The organism is Variovorax jilinensis (assembly GCF_030316885.1).
GTDB classification, from domain to species: domain Bacteria; phylum Pseudomonadota; class Gammaproteobacteria; order Burkholderiales; family Burkholderiaceae_C; genus Variovorax; species Variovorax jilinensis.
In genome coordinates this window covers 516,641-532,182 of the sequence record NZ_JASZYQ010000004.1, presented here as the reverse complement: position 1 = coordinate 532,182, position 15,542 = coordinate 516,641, and the positions used below count along the sequence as shown (strand labels likewise).

General features: G+C 69.6%; 12 protein-coding genes. 1 reads left to right on the top strand and 11 read right to left on the bottom strand.

The features are described 5' to 3' along the window. Nucleotides 1-545 precede the first annotated feature (545 nt). The 11 genes from QTH87_RS18245 to QTH87_RS18195 form a co-directional block, all read right to left on the bottom strand. On the bottom strand, nucleotides 546-4,352 hold the full coding sequence (locus QTH87_RS18245) for a molybdopterin cofactor-binding domain-containing protein (protein WP_286611186.1): 3,807 nt from the start codon (nucleotides 4,350-4,352) through the stop codon (nucleotides 546-548). Then, nucleotides 4,349-4,828, bottom strand: a complete 480-nt coding sequence (locus tag QTH87_RS18240; RefSeq protein WP_286611184.1) for a (2Fe-2S)-binding protein — start codon at nucleotides 4,826-4,828, stop codon at nucleotides 4,349-4,351. Before QTH87_RS18240 ends, QTH87_RS18245 begins: the two co-directional genes overlap by 4 nt. Before the next feature lie 13 nt (nucleotides 4,829-4,841). Then, nucleotides 4,842-5,558: a bifunctional nicotinamidase/pyrazinamidase gene (gene pncA / locus QTH87_RS18235; protein WP_286611183.1), complete on the bottom strand. Its 717-nt coding sequence runs from the start codon at nucleotides 5,556-5,558 to the stop codon at nucleotides 4,842-4,844. A 28-nt stretch (nucleotides 5,559-5,586) separates the two neighbouring features. Then, nucleotides 5,587-6,321, bottom strand: coding sequence for an ABC transporter ATP-binding protein (locus tag QTH87_RS18230; RefSeq protein WP_286521712.1), 735 nt, complete (start codon nucleotides 6,319-6,321; stop codon nucleotides 5,587-5,589). 82 nt (nucleotides 6,322-6,403) lie between these two features. Next, nucleotides 6,404-7,210 carry an ABC transporter ATP-binding protein gene (locus tag QTH87_RS18225; RefSeq protein WP_286611182.1) on the bottom strand — a complete coding sequence of 269 codons (807 nt, stop codon included), beginning with the start codon at nucleotides 7,208-7,210 and terminating at the stop codon, nucleotides 6,404-6,406. After that, complete coding sequence (locus QTH87_RS18220) at nucleotides 7,207-9,123, bottom strand: ABC transporter permease (RefSeq protein ID WP_286611181.1); 1,917 nt, start codon at nucleotides 9,121-9,123, stop codon at nucleotides 7,207-7,209. Before QTH87_RS18220 ends, QTH87_RS18225 begins: the two co-directional genes overlap by 4 nt. A gap of 160 nt (nucleotides 9,124-9,283) precedes the next feature. Then, nucleotides 9,284-10,495 (bottom strand): ABC transporter substrate-binding protein, encoded by a 1,212-nt coding sequence (locus QTH87_RS18215; RefSeq protein WP_286611222.1) that lies wholly within the window; start codon nucleotides 10,493-10,495, stop codon nucleotides 9,284-9,286. 178 nt (nucleotides 10,496-10,673) lie between these two features. Beyond that, nucleotides 10,674-11,258, bottom strand: coding sequence for an amino acid synthesis family protein (locus QTH87_RS18210; RefSeq protein ID WP_286611178.1), 585 nt, complete (start codon nucleotides 11,256-11,258; stop codon nucleotides 10,674-10,676). A gap of 35 nt (nucleotides 11,259-11,293) precedes the next feature. Continuing rightward, nucleotides 11,294-11,938 (bottom strand): amino acid synthesis family protein, encoded by a 645-nt coding sequence (locus QTH87_RS18205; protein WP_286611177.1) that lies wholly within the window; start codon nucleotides 11,936-11,938, stop codon nucleotides 11,294-11,296. Between the two features lie 21 nt (nucleotides 11,939-11,959). Beyond that, nucleotides 11,960-12,895 (bottom strand): UPF0280 family protein, encoded by a 936-nt coding sequence (locus QTH87_RS18200; protein ID WP_286611176.1) that lies wholly within the window; start codon nucleotides 12,893-12,895, stop codon nucleotides 11,960-11,962. Nucleotides 12,896-12,898: 3 nt separating this feature from the next. Continuing rightward, nucleotides 12,899-14,518, bottom strand: coding sequence for a 6-hydroxynicotinate reductase (locus QTH87_RS18195; RefSeq protein ID WP_286611174.1), 1,620 nt, complete (start codon nucleotides 14,516-14,518; stop codon nucleotides 12,899-12,901). A 248-nt stretch (nucleotides 14,519-14,766) separates the two neighbouring features. Here QTH87_RS18195 and QTH87_RS18190 point away from each other — a divergent pair, with 248 nt between their 5' ends. Further along, the gene (locus QTH87_RS18190) at nucleotides 14,767-15,540 is read left to right on the top strand and encodes a ferredoxin--NADP reductase (RefSeq protein ID WP_286611172.1); all 774 of its coding nucleotides are present in this window, start codon (nucleotides 14,767-14,769) and stop codon (nucleotides 15,538-15,540) included. The last annotated feature ends 2 nt before the right edge of the window (nucleotides 15,541-15,542 follow it).

Below are 15,542 nucleotides of genomic sequence, written 5' to 3'. Positions count from 1 at the left end.
GCACGCGCAGCCGGCCACGCTGCGCTCCTCGGCGCCCCACAGGCGCACCGCCGCCCACCGGCAGACACCCCGGCTGTGGTGGCGGTGTGGCGGTTTCAGGGCGCGATCAACACCCGAGGACTAAACCGAGGTGACGCCAGGGCGCGAACGCGCACCCGATGGATGAAGGCCGAGGCAGTACGTTTCTCTTCGATCAGACATGACGTCCCGGCGCGGCGTGGCTGGGGGTGTGGGGCGCGGGCGACTTCCGGGGCGGTGAGGAGCGCAGTCTGTGGGCGGGCGCGTGCGAAGACACGCGCTTCGTTGTCTGGCTTGTCGCGGCTGTCCGAGTGGCGTGCACCGAAGGGGCACGCAACGAGTTCCGCGACACCGCCCGCAGGCGAGCACCGCAACGGAGTCGGCGCTACGTGCCGACCGCCACGGCAGGAGCCCGCGACCCACACCCCCAGCCGCGCCGCGCAGCCCACAGCCACAAGCCGCGCCGCGCTACCCGAACGTCAACCACCGGCCGCGCAGCCCCCACAGCCCACCACATACGAAGCCTCTCAACGCTCGCCCGAGGCAGAGGCAGAGGCAGAGGCAGAGGCAGAGGCAGAGGCAGAAGCAGAGGCCCTCACCCGCGCCACGCTCTTCGGCAGATCCGTCCACGCCGCCTCCTGCGGTGCAAAGCGCGCGCGCATATAGCCTGCAAGCTCGGCGATCTGCGCGTCATCGAGCGCGTCGCGGAAGGCGGGCATGAAGCCGATCTCGCGCGCGGCCGGCTCACGCACGCCGTCGAGGATGGTGCGCAGCAGGTTGTCGGGCCGCGCGCTGGTGAGGTTGCTGTTGAGCGCCAGCGGCGTGTTCACGCCGAGCAGCGTCGGGCCATCGCCGTCGTGATGGCAGGCCGCGCAGGCGCTGTCGAACATGCGCTGCGCAGGACCGAGCAGCTGTCCCTGCCCGGCCGCCGCGCTCGCGACCACGCGCTGCGCCTGTCGATTGGCTTCCGCCTCGTCCAGAGCCGGCTGGAAGGAGACGAGGTAGGTCGCCATGGCGCGGATGTCGGCATCGGGCACCGCAGCCAGTTCGCGCACCACCTCGGCCATCGGGCCACCCGCGATGCCGTGCCGGCTGGCATGGCCGGTGCGCAGGTACGCGTAGAGCGCTTCGGCCGTCCAGGGCACGGCGGCGCCCGACAGCGCCGTAAGCGCGGGCGCCTCCCAGCCGTCGATCATCGCGCCGGACAGGTAGGCGCTTCCGCCCTGCTCGGCCCCCAGCGCGTTGCGCGGCGTGTGGCAGGCGCCGCAATGGCCGAGGCCGTTGACCAGGTACGCGCCTCGGTTCCATTCGGCGCTCTGCGCGGCCTCGGGCCGGTACGGCGTCGGATCGTGGAACAGCGCGTTCCAGCCCGCCATCAGCGGGCGCAGCCCGAACGGGAAGGCGAGCTCGGCCGCCGGCGTCTCGGCGCGCACCGGCGGCAGCGACATGAAGTACGCGTACAGCGCCTGCAGATCGTCGTCGCTGGTCTTTGCGAAGGCCGTGTAGGGGAAGGCCGGATAGAGGTGGTGCCCGTCGCGCGAGACACCCTCGCGCATCGCGCGCTGGAACGCGCTGAAAGACCAGCGGCCCAGGCCGGTCTCGGCGTCGGGCGTGAGGTTGGTGCTGAACAGGGTGCCGAAGGGCGTCTCGATGGCCCGGCCGCCCGCGTTCGGCGCGCCGCCGGTGGCCGTGTGGCAGACCGCGCAGTCGCCGAGCGCGGCCAGCGTGCGGCCGCGCTCCACGCTCGCTTCGCTGTAGGCAGGTTCGCTGAAAGACACCGGCGCGATCGCCGAGCGCCAGCCGAACAGTCCCGCAACGACGCCGATGCCGCCCACCAGCAGCGCCGCAGCACCGGCCCAGAGGCCCCGGCGGCGCGGCCAGGGTGCGGCTTGGGGCAGCCCTCCCCGCGCCGATCTGCCTGCATCGCCGTTCGCTCCGCCGTCGCCCTGGCCGCGGGCATCCAGGCCGCCTGCGCCACCCGCAGCCGGCGGCAACGGGTTGAGCGCGGCCCGCACGACTTCCGGCGTGAAGGGCGGCGAGCGGAAGCGCACGCCCGTGGCGTCGAAGATCGCGTTCGCGATCGCGGCGGTACCAGGCACCGAGGACGACTCGCCCGCGCCGAGCGGCAGCTCGCCCGGGCGCTGGATGTGCATCACCTCGATCACCGGCACCTCGCGGAAGCTGAGGATCGGGTAGCTGCCCCACTCGCGGCTCGCCACCACGCCCGAGGCCGGCACGCCGGGCAGCTGCGTTGCGCCGGGCGCGGCCTGCGGCGCGAAGCGCACCTCTTCCCTGAGCGCGCGACTGGTGGTCTGGATCACGTTGCCGTGCACCTGGTGCTCGACGCCGGCGGGGTTGACCATGAGGCCGGCGTCATGGCCGACCACCACGCGCCGCACGTGGACCTCGCCGGTCCGCCGGTTGACCTCGACATCGGCCACCCAGGCCGACCATGCGGCACCGAAGCCCGGCCACTTGCTGTGCACGTAGCGCGCGTAGGCAAAACCCTGGCCGAACAGCACGTCGCCGCCCGGACCCACGCGCGCCTCGGGTCGGCGCGAGGAATGGTCGCCATCGGCATCTTCCTGCGGCCCGGTGCGCATGCGCCAGCCGGCCTTCTGCGCGGTCTCGCGCACCAGCTCGGCCGCGCGCGGATCGTGCAGGAGGCGCAGGCGGAACGCGACCGGATCGACGCCCGCGGCGGTCGCGAGCTCATCCACGTAGGACTCGTGCGCGAACGAGCTCGGCAGCGCCGACACGCCGCGCAGCCACGAGGCGCGCACGATCGGCGCCATGTCGTTGACCTTCACGCGCAGGTTGGGGTACGCATAGGGAGGCCGCGCGGTGCGGTCGCCCATCTCGAAGGCCTGCGCCACGGGCTCGATGGTGCGCGTCAGCAGCAGCGCCAGCGTCGGCGCCCCGTTCGACGGATACGAGGTCTCGAAGTCGTAGGCGGCCACACCGCCCTCCGCATCGAGTCCGCCCTCGATGTGCATGAGCTGCGCGGCGCCCTTGGGCTCCCACAGGTGCTCCTGTTCGCGCGTGAGCTGTACGCGCACCGGTGCGCCGACCGCGCGCGCGAGCAGCGCCGCATCGGCCGCGACGTCGTCGGCGCCGTTGCGGCCATAGCAGCCCGCGGCCTCCATGCGCACCACGTCGATCGCGGGATCGGCCAGCCCCATGAGCTTCGCCAGGTCGGCACGCAGCACGTGCGGGTTCTGCGAACCGGCCCAGACGCGCAGCGTCACGCCCTCGTCGGGCTGCCAGTGGGCCACGGCGCACGAAGGCCCGATCGACGCATGCATCTGGTAGGGCCACAGGTAGGTGCGCGGCATCGGCAGCGCCGCCCCGGCGAGGCCACCCTCGACGTCGCCCTCGTCCACCAGCAGGCGTTGCGTCGCCGGGTTGGCGCGGATCGCAGCTTCGAGGTCGTCGAGCGCCGGCAGCCCCGGCCAGGACTTCCAGCGCACGCGCAGCTCGCGCAGCGCCTGCTCGGCATGCTCCTCGCGCTCGGCCACGATGCCGACGAAGTCGCGGATCACGACCACCGCGCGGATGCCCGGGATGTGGGCGATCGAGGCCTTGTCGACCAACTCGAGCGTGTTGCCGATGAAGTCGCCGTGGTCGGCGCCGGCATACGGCGGCCGCACGACGCGGCCGTGCAGCATGCCGGGCAGGCGCATGTCGTGCACGAAGACCGGCTCGCCCGCGAGCTTGGCCGGGATGTCGACGCGCGGCTGCGGCGTGCCGACGATGCGGTAGTCGCGCGGATCCTTGGGCTGCGCGGCGTGGTCGAGTTCCAGCAGCGCGCGTCCACCCGCGACCAGTTCGCCGATCGCGATGCCGAAGGCCGCATCCTGCGCGGCCACGACGCGGCCATCGCGGATCGACAGCAGCGTGGCCTGCACGCCGAAGCGCTCGGCGGCCCGGTCGATCAGCCAGGCTCGGGCCTGCGCCGCCGCGAAACGCAGCGGCGCGGCATGGATCTGGATCGAGGCGCTTGCAATGGTCGCGCCCTGGTTGGGCGCGCGCGCGGTGTCGCCGAGCACCATGTGCACCTGCGCGAGCGCGACGTCGAGTTCCTCGGCCACGATCTGCGCCAGCGCGGTGCGGATGCCGGTGCCGAGATCGACATGGCCGTTGAGCGCGGTGACGCTGCCGTCGTCCCATACGGCCAGCAGCACCTCGGGGCCTTCGGACGGATCGCCAGCCACCAGAGTCGGCTGGCCCCTGGCCGGCGGTGGCGCGGGCGGCGTCTCGCGCACGACCACGAGCACGCCATCGGCACGGTGGAAGTCGTTGCGCGTGCGGGGCAGTTCGGCGCGCCGCTTCACGACCGCGCGCCCTTCGCGATCAGCACTGCCGCGCGCTGCACGGCGTCCAGGATCTCGACGTGCGTGCCGCAGCGGCACAGGTTGCCCGAGAGCTCGCTGCGGATGCGTGCCTCGCTGGGCTGCGGCTCGCGCGCGAGCAGTGCCGCGGCCTGCATCACCATGCCGTTGAGGCAGTAGCCGCACTGCGCGGCCTGGGCATCCTCGAAGGCCTGCCGCACCGGATGCCAGCAGTCGCGCGTGCCCAGGCCTTCGAGCGTGGTGATCTCGCGGCCCGCGACGCCCGCGGCCGGAATCACGCAGGCCCTCGCCGCCACGCCATCGACCCATACGGTGCAGGCGCCGCACTGGCCGAGCCCGCAGCCGTACTTCGGGCCGTTGAGCCCGAGGTCGTTGCGCAAGACCTGCAGCAGCGAGGCCGCGTGCGATGCCTCGAGTTCGACGCCGCGACCGTTGACCCTCAGTGCGAGCGCGGGCATCTCCAGCGTCGGCCTAGACGATGTCGGTCGACTGGATGCGCTTCACGCCCTTGGCCGCCATCTGCTTCCATGCCGCGGCCAGCGAGCCGTTGAGGTCGATCGCGCGCGTGGCGTCCTCGATCACGTAGACCTCGAAGCCGGCCTTGCGCGCATCCATCGCGGTCCAGGCCACGCAGAAGTCGGTCGCGAGGCCGGTCACGAACACGGTCTTGACGCCGCGCGCCTTCAGGTAGCCGGCCAGTCCGGTGGCCGTCTTGTGGTCGGCTTCCTCGAAGGCCGAATAGCTGTCCATGTCCTTGTGGAAGCCCTTGCGGATGATCAGCTGAGCGGTCGGCAGCTTGAGGTCCTTGTGCAGGCCGGCATCGTCGCTGCCCTGCACGCAGTGGTCGGGCCACAGCACCTGGTCGCCGTACTTCAGTTTGGTGGTCTCGAAGGGCTTCTTGCCGCCGTGCGTGCTTGCGAACGAGGCGTGGCCCGGCGTGTGCCAGTCCTGCGTGACCACGATGTTGTCGAAATGGCTGGCCAGTTGGTTGATCACCGGCACCACCTCCGAGCCGCCTTTCACGGGCAGGGTGCCGCCCTCGACGAAGCAGTTCTGCACGTCGACCACGATCAGCGCCGCGTTGGCGGCCGGCTTGATCTTCGCGGCCGCGAACAGCGGCATCGAGAGGCCGAGGCCGCTGACGAGCCCGAGGGCGGCGGCGGACTTGAGGACGGTTCTGCGTTGCATGGTGTGACTCCTCGTGGATGGTGAACTTCTAGACGCTGAGGTAGGCGCGGCGCACCTCGTCGTTGGCCGCGAGTTCGGCCATCGACGCCTGGTAGCGGATCTGGCCCTTCTCGAGCACGTAGGCGCGGTCCGAGACCAGCTCCGCGAAGTGCATGTTCTGCTCCGAAAGCAGGATGCTCACGCCCTGCGCCTTGAGCTCGAGAATCATGTTGGCCATCTGCTCGACGATCACGGGCGCCACGCCCTCCGAAGGCTCGTCGAGCAGCACCAGGTAGGGGTTGCCCATCAGCGTGCGCGCGACGGTCAGCATCTGCTGCTCGCCGCCGCTCATGCGCCCACCCGGGCGGTTGGGCATCTCGCCGAGGTTCGGAAAGAGCTTGAACAGGCGCTCGGGCGTCCACAGCGGCGCGTCGGTGCCGTCGCTCCAGCGCCGCGCGGGCTGCCTGCCGACCTCGAGGTTCTCCATCACGCTCAGGTCGGTGAAGACGCGCCGGTCCTCGGGCACGAAGCCCAGGCCGAGCCGGGCCGCCAGATGCGGCTCGCTCTTCGAGATGTCGTGGCCCAGGAAGCGCACCGCGCCGCGCCGCTTGGCCAGCATGCCGATCAGCGCCTTGAGCGTGGTCGACTTGCCCGCGCCGTTGCGGCCCATGAGCGCGACCACCTCGCCGCGCCGAACCTCGAGGTCGACGTCGTAGAGGATCTGCGCGGCGCCGTACCAGGCGCACAGGGCCTTGGCTTCGAGCAGGGTTTCGTGTGAACTCATTTCTGCCCCCACTCCCGGCACTTCGTGTCCTCGCTGCCCCCCACGGGGGCGCGAGCTTGCTTGGGGCGGCCCGGCGCTGCGCTCATGCCGCTTCTCCCACCACCGCCGCATTCACGGCCGCCGCCTTCTCGGCGATCTTCTCGAAGGTCTTGCCGCTGCCGAAGTACACCTCCTGGACCTTGGGATGGTCGCGGATCTCCAGCGGCTTGCCCTGCGCGATCAGGCGCCCGCGGGCGAGCACAATCATTCGGTCGGCATAGGCGAAGACCACGTCCATGCTGTGCTCGGTGAAGAGCACGGCCATGCCGCGGTCGATCACCAGCTGCTTGGTCAGCGCCATCAGCGAATTGCGCTCCTTGGGCGCCATGCCCGCGGTGGGTTCGTCCATGAGCAGCAGCTTGGGCGAGTTGGCCATCGCGATCGCGAGCTCGACCCGCTTGACGTCGCCATAGGCCAGCACGCTGCAGGGCCGGTCGGCCTGCGACTTCATGCCGACCTGCTCGAGCAGCGCGAGCGCCTCGTCGCGCTTGTGGTCGGCCGCGCGGCGCCACATCGAGAACAGCTTGTGGTCATGCGAGAGCAGCGCCATCTGCACGTTCTCGGCCACGGTGAGCGAGGCGAAGGTCTCGGCGATCTGGAAGGTGCGGCCCACGCCCAGGCGCCAGATCTCGCGCGGCCGGCGACCGACCAGCTCCTGGCCGTCGAGCAGGATCGAGCCGCGGTCGGCCTTCAGCTGGCCGTTGACCATGTTGAAGGTAGTGGACTTGCCGGCGCCGTTGGGGCCAATCAGCGCCAGCAGTTCGCCGGCCGCAAGCTCGAAGCTGATGCCGTCGACTGCCTTGACGCCGCCGAAGGACTTGCCGAGTTCGTTGACCTTGAGGAGGCTCATGCCTTCACCTCCTTCATTTCCACTGCATCGTCCGCCGGCCGGCGGCGCTCGAACAGCTGCTTCGCGAAGCCCGCGATGCCCTGCGGGAACAGCAGCACCAGCAGCAGGATGATGCCGCCCAGCATCGCGCGCCAGTAGTCGGTGTTGCGCGCCACCGTGTCGTGCAGCCACGTGAAGGTGACGGCGCCCACCACCGGCCCGGCCAGCGTCTGGATGCCGCCCAGCAGCACCATCACGAGGCCGTCGACCGACTTGCCCACGCTCATCGACTCCGGCGAGATGCTGCCCTTCGAGAATGCATAGAGCGCACCGGCGAGGCCGGCCGCGGTGCCTGCGATCACGAAGGCAACCCACTGCATGCGCTTGACGTCGATGCCGATCGCGTCGGCGCGAAGTTGCGAATCGCGGCTCGCGCGCAGCGTGTAGCCGAAGGGCGAGAACAGCACGCGCCGCAGCCCCAGCACGCCGAGCGCCACCAGCGCGAGCGTGACCCAGTAGTAGGCGCGCTTGTCGGCCAGCCAGGCCGAAGGCCAGATGCCCGTGAGCCCGTTGCTGCCGCCCGTGAAGCTGTCCCACTGGTAGGTGATGGCCCAGGTGATCTGGGCGAAGGCCAGCGTCAGCATCGCGAGGTAGACGCCCGACAGCCGCACCGCGAACCAGCCGTAGACCAGTGCACCGGCGGCCGCCACCAGCGGTGCGACGAATAGCGCGAGTTCCATCGGCATGCCGCTCGCGCGCACCAGCAGCGCAGCGCCGTAGGCACCGAGCCCGAAGTAGGCCGCGTGGCCGAAGGAATGCATGCCGGCCGGGCCCATGATGAAGTGCAGGCTGGCCGCGAACAGAGCGGCGATCAGCAGGTCGATCATGAGCACCGTGGTGTAGGGCGAGCCGGCGGTGAGCAGCGGCATCGCGACCAGCACGAGCCCGAACAGCGCGGCGCCGGCGACGTAGGCGCGGCTCGGCCGCCGCAGCGGTTCCTCCTGCATGCCGACGTAGCGGCTCGGCGCCTGCGGCCGGCCGAACAGGCCCCAGGGCCGCCACACCAGCACCACGGCCATGACCAGGAAGTCGACCACCAGCGTGAGCTTGGAGAACGAGACGCTGATGCCGAAGACGTCGACCACGCCAAGCCAGATGCAGATCGCCTTGATCTCGGCGATCAGCAGCGCGGCCGCATAGGCGCCCGGGATCGACCCCATGCCGCCGACCACCACCACCACGAAGGCGGCACCGATGGTGTTGAGATCGAGCTCGAGCGTGGCCGGCTCGCGCGGCAGCTGCAGCGCGCCGCCGAGGCCAGCGAGCAGCGCGCCGAGCGCGAACACCGCGGTGAAGAGCCAGGCCTGGTTGACGCCCAACGCGCTGACCATCTCGCGGTCCTGCGTGGCGGCGCGCACCAGGGTGCCGAAGCGGGTGCGCGTCAGCAGCAGCCAGACCAGGCCGAGCACCACCGGCCCGACCACGATCAGGAACAGGTCGTAGGAAGGAAACTGGCGCCCGAGGATCATGACCGAGCCCGACAGGCCCGGCGCGCGCGGGCCGAGCAGTTCGTCGGGGCCCCAGAGCCAGAGCACTGCGTCCTTGATGATCAGCACGAGCGCGAAGGTCGCGAGCAGCTGGAACAGTTCGGGTGCCTTGTAGATGCGCCGCAGCAGCACCATCTCGATGAGCGCGCCCAGCACGCCGATGGCCAGCGCCGCGAGCAGCAGCGCCGGCCAGAAGCCGAAGCCGGTGCCGAGCTTGGCGACCAGCGTGTAGGCCAGGTAGATGCCCACCATGAAGAACGAGCCATGGGCGAAGTTCACGATGCGCGTGACGCCGAAGATCAGCGACAGCCCCGCCGCCACCAGGAACAGCGAGGACGCGCTCGCCAGCCCGTTCAGGAGCTGGACGATGAAACCGGAAAAGCTCATTCGATTACCTGTCTTCCCCACGCGCCCGGTCACGGGTCGGCATGGCCGATGAAACCGACGCGGCCCGTGCAAGGGATACCGCGGAACCGGCTTTGCCGGGCCGCTGGTATTGCCCCCTGGAGGGGGAGGCGCCGCAGGCGCGTCGGGGGTGCTTCATTCTTCAGTCAGCAGCGCGCGACTTCTTGACCTCGGCGGCCGTCGGCTGGTACTTGGCGTCGGCGCCGTCGAGGTAGACGTAGTCGACCATCACGCCCTTGCCGCCTTCGTTCTTGGTGCGGCCCACGAAGGCGCCCATGGTCGACTGGTTGTCCTCGGCGCGGTAGGTGATCTTGCCGAAGGGCGTGTCGACCGGCAGCCCCTTGAAGGCCGCGACCAGCTTGTCGGTGTCGGTGCTCTTGGCCTTCGCGATGCCGGCCGCGGCCGACTTGATCATGCTGTAGCCGACCACCGAGCCCAGGCGCGGGTAATCCTTGAACTTGGCCTGGTAGGCCTGCTCGAAGGCCTTGTGGGCCGGCGTGGTGATGCCGTACCACGGATAGCCCGTGACGATCCAGCCGTTCGGGGCCTCGTCCTTGAGCGGGTCGAGGTACTCGGGCTCGCCGGTCAGCACGCTGACCACTTCACGGTCCTTGAACAGGCCACGCGTGTTGCCCTCGCGCACGAACTTCGACAGGTCGGCACCGAACAGCACGTTGAAGATCGCGTCGGGCTTGGCATCGGCCAGCGCCTGCACCACGCTGCCGGCATCGACCTTGCCGAGCGGGGTCGCCTGCTCGGCCACGAACTCGACGTCGGGCTGCGCGGCCTTGAGCAGCGTCTTGAACGCCGCCACGGCCGACTGGCCGTACTCGTAGTTGGGATACACGACGGCCCAGCGCTTCTTCTTGAGCTTGGCGGCCTCGGGCACCAGCATCGCGGCCTGCATGTAGGTGCCGGGACGCAGGCGCACCGTGTAGGCGTTGCCGCCCTGCCAGGTGAGCTTGTCGGTCAGCGGCTCGCCGGCCAGGAAGAAGAACTTCTTCTGCTTGGCGAAGTCGGCCACCGCCATGCCGGTATTCGACAGGAAGGTGCCGGCCAGGATGTCGACCTTCTCGCGCGAGATCAGCTCCTCGGCCACGCGCACCGCATCGCCCGGGTTGGCGTTGTCGTCGCGCGTGATCAGCTCGATCTTCCTGCCGTTGACGCCGCCGGCCGCGTTGATCTCGTCGACCGCCAGCTCCATGCCCTTCTTGTAGGGCTCGAGGAAGGCGGGCTGCGCCTTGTAGCTGTTGATCTCGCCGATCTTGATCACGCCCTGCGCGTGCGCCGGTACGAGGACGGAGAAGAGCGAGGCGACGGCGGTCGCGGTGAAGGCCAGGCGCATGGGATTCATCATCGGGAACTCCTTGGAAATCATTGAAAGACAGCGACGAACGACAAGAATAAGGTTCGGCAAGCGAAGCGAGGCCCGTTCGGGAAACACCGCGGAACCGGCTTTGCCGGGCCGCTGGTGTTGCCCCCTGAAAGGGGGGAGGCGGCTACACGAAGTGAGCAAGCGACGGGGGTGGAGCTCATCTCAACCCGTCCTCGCCCTTGATCTCGGCCGCCTGCAGGCCACCGATGCGCGGCAGCGGTCGGCCGCTGTCGGTCACGGCCACCGCGACCACGATCTCGTTGGCGCGCGGCGCGTCGGACACGCGGGCCTCGATGGCGTCGAAGTGGCTGCGCACGAAGGCGGCATCCTTGTGGCCCAGCGGCACGTCGATGGCGGTTCCGAGCGTGCCGCGCTTCTTGCTCGAGGGCACCAGCGCGGCGCCCTTCTCGACCGCCACGCGCAGCGGTGCGCCGAGCTTCGGGTGCAGGATCGCCGCCGCATGCTCGAGCTCGCCGGCCTCGCCGACGATCGCGGCCTTGCCGTAGCTCTCGGCGTCGCCCGGCGCGATGCCGAGCGCGGCCACCGCCTTGGCGCCCAGCAGCCCGCCGAGTTCTTCGCCGATGGCGATCAGCTCGTCGAGCGATTCGCTGTAGCGCCCTGCATAGGGGTTCTCGATCACTGCGATGGCGACCGCGCGGCGGGTCGGCGGCTCGATGGTCTGGCCCATTTCCTTGCGGGTTTCGTCGACCTGGACGACGAGCTTGCGGATGTTGGCGGTCATGAATGTGTTCCTTGTCTCGACGATGCGATCGGGGCTCAGCGCAGGCCGTCCCACTTGGCGATGTTCTCGGCCCGAAGGCCGCCGACGCGATCATGCACGCGGTAGCCCGTGCTCATCGCGAGGATGAAGACGATCTCGTCCGCGGCGGGCGCACCCGGCACGCGCACCTCGATCGCGTCGAACTGGCCACGCACGTAGCTGGCGTTGATGTTGGTGAGCGGCACGTCGAGCGCCGCGCCGGGCGGGCCGACCTTCTTGGTCGAGGGCACGATCGAGAGCGCATTGCCGGGCTGGCCGGTCTTCTTCTCGTCGACCGTGCCGGCGGTGTAGGCCGCGCGGTCGCCCTTCCAGCCGAGCAGCTCGCGCATGGCATAGCCGCCGGGCACGTGCCACAGCGCGCCGTGCTCGAGCTCGCCCGCGGCGCCGACGATCGCGCCCTTGCCGTAGGTCGCGATCTGCTCCACCGAAATATCCATCGCGGCACGCAGCCGATGCGCCATGTCGACGCCGACCGGATCGAGCAGCGCCATCATCGGCAGGATGTCGGGCTCGTAGCGGCCCGCGAAGGGATTCGTCAGCACCGCGCCGATGGCACCACGCACCAGCGGCGTTGCGGCGCGCGGTCCGAACTCGTGGTGGATGTGCTCGACATGGGTGAAGACGCGACGGATATCGATCATGAAAAGGTGTCCTGCTTTTCGTTAAGCAAATACTGAACCAACTGCATGCGAAGCGCTGCCATCGATTCGCCGCTGCGGCGCCTCCGGAGCCCCCGAGCTTAAGCCTTGCGAAAGCGGCTGGACGATGCGCCATTGCCCCTGGCAGACCAGCGCCACCGACCACACGCGACCGTCGCGCTGCAGCGCCTCGGCACGCGCCGCACCTGCATCGAGCGCAGCGCGCACCTTGAGAGGGGCGAGGGTCGGGACGTCGACCGTGACCGGGATGTCGCCGAGATCGCTGTCGTCCTTGCATTCGCTGGCTGGCCGGCGAGCGATGCCGGCATCCTCGACGTCGACCGCATTGGCGATCACGGTCGCGGCCGCGTCCGCCTCGGCCGCGGTGGCTGCCAGCACGGTCACGCTGTCGGCGATGCCCAGCGAGAAGCTGCGGCCGCGCCAGCCGCTCGTGGCCACGCCGCGCACCGGCTGGTCGGCGCGGATCTCGAAGCGGCCGTCGGTCGTGATCGGCCCCGTATCGCGCAGGTCGAAGCGCGCCAGGTCGGCGAAGAGCCCGACCCGCACCGAGCGGCCGTGCGCGAGGTGCAGCGCGATGTCGCCGCCGTTGTTGATCCAGGCGCGCTCGATGCCGGGACGATCGAAGCAGGCGATGAGTTCCTGCGCCACTGCACCGGCCACAGCGGCCATCGGCGTGATGAAGCCGGCACCGAACGGCGCGCAGGCCCGCCACATGCGGCGCGCGACATCGCCTTGCAGCGGGCACTCGGCGCCGACGGGCCGGCGCAGGAGCGGCAGCTCGGCCACGAGCTCCGGCAGCAGGCGGCCGAAACGGCGCCATGCATGCTCGTGCGCCACCGCGACCTCGACCGCATCGCCGTGCGCCTCGGCCACGATGTCGATCGGGCCGTGGTTCAGGTGCCAGCGGCCGCCACCGAGGGCCTTGCGTTGCGCATCCATGGATCAGCCCAGCATCGGCGGCTGGCCCAGCGGCCAGGGGTTGGCCGGGTCCATGCGCAGCCACTGCCGCGCCTGCGGGGCGCCGTCGGCCTGCCAGGCGCCGCGCGCGAGTGCCTGCTCGAGCGGGAACACATGTTCCATGTGGCCGCCGAGCGCTTCGTAGTCGCTGCGCCGCATGCTGAATTCGATCGGCGCCACGATGGCCGGCGTCGGCACCGTGCCGAAGCTCATGTCGGGCATGCGCAGCACGTCGGCCATGACCGTGATGCCACCGCCCGGCCACACGTAGGCCGGTGCGCCGCCACAGGTGACGTTGACCAGCGCGCGCTTGATCGCACGCGTGAGCAGCACCGGGTTCTCGGTGACGCCCGCACGCAGCGAACCGCCGGCGCCGCCGAGAAAGAGCACGGTGCACAGCGAAGGTTCGCAGTTCTCGCCGATGCGCTCGACGATGCGTCGCACCTCGCCCGGCATCGGCTGCTCGACCGGTTGCAGCGCATCGTCGAGCACGTACCACTGGGCATGCTCGCCCGTGGTGGAGGTCATGAGCAGGCGCAGCCCGGGGCGCGCGACGCCCTCCTCCCAGCCTTCGATGATCGACAGCGGATCGTCGATGTCGGTGCCGCCCCAGCCATTGCCCGGATTGGCGACCTGGAAGTAGCGGCCCGGCGTCGACTTGCGGCCGCGCATCTGGATGCCCGATGCCGGCATGTCGAGGCAGCGTCCAGCCTGGTGCTCGGTCAGCACGCCGGTGATGTGGTCGTCGACCACCACCACCTCGTCGGCATGGCCGAACAGCTGGCGCGCGAAGATGCCGACCGCGGCCGAGCCGCAGCCCACGCGCATGCGCTGCTCTTCCACGCCGTTGACGATCGGCGCGCGGCCGGCCTGGATCACCATGCTGGCGCCGCCGTCGATCACGCATTCGACCGCCTTCTTGTTGCCGAGCAGCTGCATCAGCTCGCAGGTCATGCGGCCTTCCTTCTTGCTGCCGCCCGTGAGGTGATGCACGCCGCCGAGCGACAGCATCTGCGAGCCGTACTCTGCGGTGGTGACATGGCCCACGACCTCGCCGCGGTAGCGCACGTTGGCCTGCTCGGCACCCAGGAAGCGATCGGTGTCGATCTTCACCTTGAAGCTGCAGTAGCTGAAGATGCCTTCGGTGACCACGGTGACCATGTCCACGCCTTGGGCCTTCGACGCCACGATGAAGGGCGCGGGCTTGTAGTCGGGGTAGGTGGTGGACGAGCCCACGCCGGTGACGAAGACCTCGTCGGCATGGAGGAGATCGCCGTTCCAGTCGGCTTCGGCGAAGGGGGCCTCCGCGCCTTCCGCCGCATCGCCGCCGCTGCGAGCGAACGGCACCAGCGCCGGCGCTTCGCTCGCGAGTTCGCGCCGCAACAGCACCACCGGATCGACCCGCACCAGCACGCCCTCGCGGTTGGCGTAGCGGTCGCAGGCACCGGTGCGGCCTTCGGAGATCTGGCACAGCACCGGGCAGGCGTTGCACTCGACCTTGGCCACGCTCATGCGCTCGTTGCGCAGCGGCGAGCGGTCGGCAATCTCGGGGAGCACGGGCATGTCCATGCCGGGCAGTCCGTCGGTCTTCGTGTGTTCTGTCATCGCGGGATCTCGTGGCTACTTGGGGCTACAGACCGGGGCCGATTGCAACAACCATGCCGCCGAACCGCTTGCACCTTCGCTTGTGCAAGAACTGTCATTTGTGTAGCATTCCCTACAGTTTCATGTGGTGAACGCTACATTGATCGAAATCAATGTAGCAAACGGGCACGGCGCATGCAATGGTGTTTTCTCGTGCATCGCCGACAATTGGTGCATCCCCGATTCAGTCTCAACTTTTTTCGACCCTTATGAGTGCATTCAGCGAAGAACGCGTCCTGAGCGTCCACCACTGGACCGACCGCCTGTTCACCTTCACCACCACGCGCGACCCGGCCCTTCGGTTCTCGAACGGCCACTTCACGATGATCGGCCTCCGGGTCAACGACAAGCCGCTGCTGCGCGCCTACAGCATCGTGAGCCCGAACTACGAGGAGCACCTCGAGTTCCTGAGCATCAAGGTGGAAGACGGCCCGCTCACCTCGCGGCTGCAGCACATCCAGGTCGGCGACACCATCATCGTGGGCCGCAAGCCCACCGGCACGCTGCTGATCGACTACACGCTGCCGGGCAAGCGCCTGTACCTGTTCGGCACCGGCACGGGCCTCGCGCCCTTCATGAGCGTGATCCGCGACCCCGAGACCTACGAGAAGTTCGAGCAGGTCATCCTGGTGCACGGCGTGCGCCAGATCGACGAGCTGGCCTACCACGACCTGGTGACCGACCACCTGCCCAAGCACGAGATCCTGGGCGAGATGATCGAAAAGCAACTGCTCTACTACCCGACCGTGACGCGCGAGGAATTCCGCAACATGGGCCGCATCACAGAGCTGATCGAGAGCAACAAGCTCACCGACGACCTCGGCCTGCCGCCGCTCAATGCCGCCGAAGACCGCGTGATGCTGTGCGGCAGCCCGGGCCTGCTGGTCGACCTCAAGCACCTGCTCGAGGCGCGCGGCTTCAAGGAAGGCAACACCTCCACGCCCGGCGACTTCGTGGTCGAGCGCGCCTTCGCCGAGAAGTAGCC